7 protein-coding genes are annotated in these 4,832 nt (G+C 59.9%); 2 read left to right on the top strand and 5 right to left on the bottom strand.

Annotated elements, in window-relative coordinates:
* Positions 1–103 precede the first annotated feature (103 nt).
* Together map and WBB95_RS11905 are read right to left on the bottom strand one after the other, a co-directional pair.
* On the bottom strand, positions 104–850 hold the full coding sequence (gene map / locus WBB95_RS11900; protein WP_424487776.1) for a type I methionyl aminopeptidase: 747 nt from the start codon (positions 848–850) through the stop codon (positions 104–106).
* Entirely contained in the window at positions 850–1,050 is a 201-nt protein-coding gene (locus WBB95_RS11905; protein WP_424487777.1) for a ParD-like family protein, read from the bottom strand. Before WBB95_RS11905 ends, map begins: the two co-directional genes overlap by 1 nt.
* Before the next feature lie 275 nt (positions 1,051–1,325).
* Between WBB95_RS11905 and ilvA the strand changes: the two genes are divergently transcribed.
* Both ilvA and WBB95_RS11915 read left to right on the top strand, forming a co-directional pair.
* Positions 1,326–2,357 (top strand): threonine ammonia-lyase, biosynthetic, encoded by a 1,032-nt coding sequence (gene ilvA / locus WBB95_RS11910; protein WP_424487778.1) that lies wholly within the window; start codon positions 1,326–1,328, stop codon positions 2,355–2,357.
* Positions 2,358–2,593: 236 nt separating this feature from the next.
* The gene (locus WBB95_RS11915; RefSeq protein WP_424487779.1) at positions 2,594–2,863 is read left to right on the top strand and encodes a DUF1652 domain-containing protein; all 270 of its coding nucleotides are present in this window, start codon (positions 2,594–2,596) and stop codon (positions 2,861–2,863) included.
* Here WBB95_RS11915 and WBB95_RS11920 read toward each other — a convergent pair.
* The 3 genes from WBB95_RS11920 to WBB95_RS11930 all read right to left on the bottom strand — a co-directional run.
* Complete coding sequence (locus WBB95_RS11920) at positions 2,860–3,258, bottom strand: hypothetical protein (RefSeq protein ID WP_424487780.1); 399 nt, start codon at positions 3,256–3,258, stop codon at positions 2,860–2,862. The genes WBB95_RS11915 and WBB95_RS11920 overlap by 4 nt on opposite strands.
* Positions 3,259–3,371: 113 nt before the next feature.
* Positions 3,372–3,641: a DUF2790 domain-containing protein gene (locus WBB95_RS11925; RefSeq protein WP_424487781.1), complete on the bottom strand. Its 270-nt coding sequence runs from the start codon at positions 3,639–3,641 to the stop codon at positions 3,372–3,374.
* 150 nt (positions 3,642–3,791) lie between these two features.
* On the bottom strand, positions 3,792–4,832 hold a 1,041-nt coding region (locus WBB95_RS11930), incomplete at its 5' end, for an autotransporter outer membrane beta-barrel domain-containing protein (protein ID WP_424487782.1).

The raw sequence follows: 4,832 nt of genomic DNA on the forward strand, positions 1-4,832 counted from the left end.
TGCGCTCCACCAAAAGTGAGCCGCTGTAAGAGCGGAACCCATACCCGCCACAACCCAAATAACGGATATACACCCACACCACACCACACCACACCCACACCCCCTATTGCAACGTCAACACCTCAAACCCCTCCGCCGTCACCGCCACCGTATGCTCCCACTGCGCCGACAACCCGTTGTCCTTGGTCACCACCGTCCAGCCATCCTTCAAACTGCGCACCTTGGAGCTGCCCTGGTTAAGCATCGGCTCAATGGTAAACACCATCCCCTCGCGCAATTCCATCCCGGTGCCAGGCCGGCCAACGTGCAGGATCTGCGGTTCTTCATGCATCTCCCGCCCAATGCCATGGCCACAGTACTCGCGCACCACGCTGTAGCCGTTGGCCTGCGCATGGCTCTGGATCGCATGGCCAATATCCCCCAGGCGTGCGCCGGGTTTGACCGTGCGAATACCGGCCCACATCGCCTCAAAGGTTTTTTCGACCAGGCGCTGCGCTTTGGGCGCCACGTTGCCGATCATGTACATCTTGCTGGAATCGGCGATAAAACCGCCTTTTTCCAGGGTGATGTCGATGTTGATAATGTCGCCGTCCTTGAGGATTTCCTTCGCGCTGGGCATGCCATGGCACACCACTTCGTTAATCGACGTATTGATGCAGAAGGGGTAGTCGTATTGCCCAAGGCTGGCGGGGCGGGCCTTCAGGTCGTTGCGGATGAAGGCTTCGACGGCGCTGTCCAGTTCCAGGGTGGAGCGGCCGGCGGCGACGAAGCCGTCGAGCATCGTGAACACCTGGGCCAGCAAGCGCCCGGACTCACGCATCACAGCCAGTTGTGCGGCGGTCTTGATCATCAGCCGCGCCCCCGAATGAGGTCAGGTTTGTCCAGCAGCAGCTTGTTGATCAGCTCGTTGTACGGCAGGTTGGGGTTCAGTTCGGCGAGCAAGCCGATCTTGATCCAGAACTCGGCCTGGGCGTTGATGGAGCGGTCCATGGCGGCGCTGGCCAGGCGAAGCTGTTCGTGCAGTTGGTCGGTGATCTTGACGATGCCCATGAGGTTCACTGTGCTAAATGGATATACAAAGCGTATATGTTTCGTATGCTGATCGTAAACCCCCTCCGGCTAAATGGCGGCCGAGCATTGACTTGCCGGGCAACCGCCGGTTAATTTCGTCACATGACATTTCAAGCCTTCCGCAGCCCGCTGAGCATGATTATTACCGCCATTCCTTATTTGGCGGGATAGCACACGGCTGCACCCCAACCCGCCCTAGAGGCGGGTTTTGTTTTTCCGTCTCCAGGGCCTTTGATAAAAGCCAGGAGACACCGATGAGCACCTGCCCCGTTCCCCCTACCAGCGACTCGGGATTGCTTGAGCACTACGTGAAGAAGATCCTCGCCGCCCCGGTCTATGACGTGGCCGTGCGCACGCCGTTGCAGGCGGCACCGGCGTTGTCGGCGATGCTCGGCAACGCGGTATTGCTCAAGCGTGAAGACCTGCAACCGACCTTTTCCTTCAAGATTCGCGGTGCCTACAACAAGCTGGTGCAGCTCACGGCAGAGCAGAGGGCCCGGGGCGTGGTCACGGCGTCGGCGGGTAACCATGCTCAGGGCGTGGCATTGGCGGCGCGGGAATTGGGGATCAAGGCGCAGATCGTCATGCCGTGCAGTACCCCGCAATTAAAGGTGCTCGGCGTACGTTCGCGAGGCGCCGAAGCGGTGCTGCAGGGCGAGAGCTTTCCGTTTGCCCTGGCCCATGCGCTGCAGTTGGCCGAGACGTCGGGTTGCACCTTTGTGTCGCCTTTTGATGACCCCGACGTGATTGCAGGCCAGGGCACCGTGGCCATGGAAGTGTTGCGCCAGCAGCAAGGCCCGCTGGATGCGATCTTTGTGCCGGTGGGCGGGGGCGGCTTGATCGCGGGAATCGCCGCTTACGTCAAATACCTGCGACCGCACGTGCGGATTGTCGGCGTCGAACCCGAAGGCTCCAGTTGCTTGCTGGCAGCCCTGCGCGCTGGTGAGCGCGTGGTGTTGCCGAGTGTCGACGGGTTTGCCGATGGCACCGCAGTGGCGCAGGTCGGCGCCTATGGTTTTGAAATCTGCCGGCAGTGGGTGGATGAAGTCATCACCGTCAGCAACGACGAACTGTGCACGGCGATCAAGCTGATCTACGACGATACGCGCTCCATCACCGAGCCTTCCGGCGCGTTGGCGGTGGCGGGTATCTGCAAATATGTGGCCGGTACCGGCGTGCGCGATCAGACCCTGGTGGCGATCAATTCGGGAGCGAATATCAACTTCGATAGTTTGCGACATGTTGCTGAAAGAGCAGCTGCACAAAGCGCAGTTCACTTCATGTGACCGAGTTAAACGTTTAATCGATGCAATTAGACGACAATTGAAGCACTGCTAGTATAACGGGGTGGAAGTTATATAACCGAGGCAGGTGCTTATGAGGAAAGGTTACAACGAGGGTGGATTTTGCCGAGTAGGCTGGTACAGGAAAGCGTCTTCCAAGGCCGGTAAGACGTGGCAGGCAGACGCCTGCCGGACACACAAACATCTGTTGGCAGTCTCATAAAAAGGAGAGGTTGGCCATGCTTTCGGAATTAGAACTTCGCAGCATTATTGAAGGAAGTTTCCTACCCAAACGGTGCGAATGCACCAAAGCCGAAGACGCGTCGCTGACGATCAAGGTCTATGACGACCGTGACCGTGACCGAGTGGATTTGGAAGTCAAAGGCATCAATGCCGACAAACTCGACAGCAGTCGAGCCATTTGCAACCTGATTACCGGGTTACGCGAAGACCTCAAGCACACCCATGCCCCCGCGCTGCAAAGAGCGGGTGGGCGCGCCTATTACTAGGCCGAGGCCTGAGGTTGAATCACCGACGACCTGTGGGCCTGGATAAACGCCAGGCCCAGTACGGTCTCTGTTGCCACCGCCAGCAGGATGGCCGGCCCGGCATTGCCATTGATCCACTCACCAAACCCCAGCACGGCCAGCACCAGGCACCCGGTGATAAACCCGGTGGTCAGGGCGCGGCGTGTGTCGGAGGGCGGAGCATGGCGGGCGCGGTAAAACATGATGCCGATGGCCAGGAACAGCGCGGCGTTACGGCGCGAAACCAGTCCGGTAGCGCTGGAATATTCGACGCTCCACAGCCACAGCAGCAGGTCGGGGCGTAACCCCCAGATCAAGGCGAGCGCGAAGCACAGCAGAGCGGTAAAGAGGGCAAGCGTATCAAAGCGAAGCTGCATGACGAATCCTTTCGGCGGCTTGAGAAGCGCGCAAGGATATCAGCAATTACGCTGCCCTTTGTCATCACCCGTTCAGGTGCGAAGCACGCAGGCTTCGTACCGGGTGCATCCGATCAATTCTGGAAGTCGCAGGCTTCGGACATTTTCCGGTAACCGACGTCTTCCACTTTGCCCGCCTTGTCGAGGAACTTGATGTCGGCGTTGATGACTTTGCAGTCATTGGTTTGGGTTTCGTTCATGGCAATGACCTTGTCGATGTTCAAGGGCATGCCGTATTGGTACGGCACCGGTTTGGTTGCCGGTTGCTGGGTGTCGGCCTGGGCCATGCCCGATAACGCCGCCAGGGCCAATGTGCCGGTAAACATTAAGGTACGCAGTTTCATGGTGGTTCTCCGCAAGTCGTTCGCGGGCGCATCAACATGATGTGCCGGCGGCCGCACGGGCCCGGGGGGCGGTGAGTGCGATCACCTTCACAGTCGGCTTGGGGGATTAACCGTGGATTAATTTCGCCCAGGCTGACAAAACCTTCATCTTTACCAGCTCATTCGCACCCCGGCATTGCCGCTGACGCCATTCAGCGTGTTGCCGTCCAGGTGGGTGTTGTAGTCCGTCGCCAAGTAGACGCTCACCGATGCGGACAACCTGGCGACGACCCCTACACCCACATCCGCCGTGGAGGATTTGTGATCGCTTTTGATTCGGTCGACATCATCGTAGGTCACCGTGTCACTGCCGCCGAATGTGCGCCAGGCATTGGCCCGCACGTACGGTTCCACAGGCGTGTTGCCGACCAGGTAACGACCTTTCAAGCGTGCGCCGAGGCGCCCGGTCCAGTAGTCCTGGGCGTCGAATGAAACCTTGGAAATACCATCGTTCTGGTTATCCAGGTTGATCGTCTGGCGGATCACCTGCACCTGCGGCTCCACCACCCAATGCTCGGAAACGGCCACCGGGTAGCCGGCTTCGGCAGAGAGCGCCAGGGCGTGACCCCGGGTGTCGAGTTTCACGCCGCGGTCGGATTTATTATTGCCATCCAGCCGGGTGCCCATGGCCACGAGGTCAACGTACCAGCCGGCTGTGTCAGTCAGGGTCCAGTAGGCGCCAAGGTTGTCGCCGTCGAGTTTGACGCGGCCGGCGCGGCGGTCCTGGAAGCCTTCGGCAAAGCCTTTTACGTCGCCCTGCAGGCGGCTCTGGCCGACGAACAGCCCAAAGCGCTGGATGTGACCCGCGCTGGTTTCGGACGCATAGAGGTCATGGCCGACCTGATATCCCTTGACCGTGCCGTCGAAACTCGGCGAGACGGTGCCCGACCAGCTCTTATTGAAATCACTCCCAAAGGCACGGCCCCAACCCGCTGGCACCGCGCCGGTCTCGGTCAACAGGCTCTGTTCGCCTTGGCGATCATGAAAGGTGCCCAGGGCTTGCAACGTCATCAGTTGTGCGGCCGGCAGAACGACGGAGTACACCGGGACTTCCAGGCGATACAGCGCAATGGGGGCCGCCCCGGCCACCGCAGTCGGCAATACCGGGTTACTCGCGGCCGATTCCGGCGACGTGGCGGCGGCCACCTGAGT

Origin of the sequence: Pseudomonas sp. (genome assembly GCF_049645325.1) — a bacterium.
GTDB lineage: Bacteria > Pseudomonadota > Gammaproteobacteria > Pseudomonadales > Pseudomonadaceae > Aquipseudomonas.

Bases quoted from the DNA above. Each gene is read 5' to 3' on its own strand.
- WBB95_RS11920 (WP_424487780.1), bottom strand. From the start codon at position 3,258: ATGCAGCTTCGCTTTGATACGCTTGCCCTCTTTACCGCTCTGCTGTGC.
- WBB95_RS11905 (WP_424487777.1), bottom strand. From the start codon at position 1,050: ATGGGCATCGTCAAGATCACCGACCAACTGCACGAACAGCTTCGCCTG.
- ilvA (WP_424487778.1), top strand. From the start codon at position 1,326: ATGAGCACCTGCCCCGTTCCCCCTACCAGCGACTCGGGATTGCTTGAG.
- map (WP_424487776.1), bottom strand. From the start codon at position 850: ATGATCAAGACCGCCGCACAACTGGCTGTGATGCGTGAGTCCGGGCGC.
- WBB95_RS11915 (WP_424487779.1), top strand. From the start codon at position 2,594: ATGCTTTCGGAATTAGAACTTCGCAGCATTATTGAAGGAAGTTTCCTA.
- WBB95_RS11925 (WP_424487781.1), bottom strand. From the start codon at position 3,641: ATGAAACTGCGTACCTTAATGTTTACCGGCACATTGGCCCTGGCGGCG.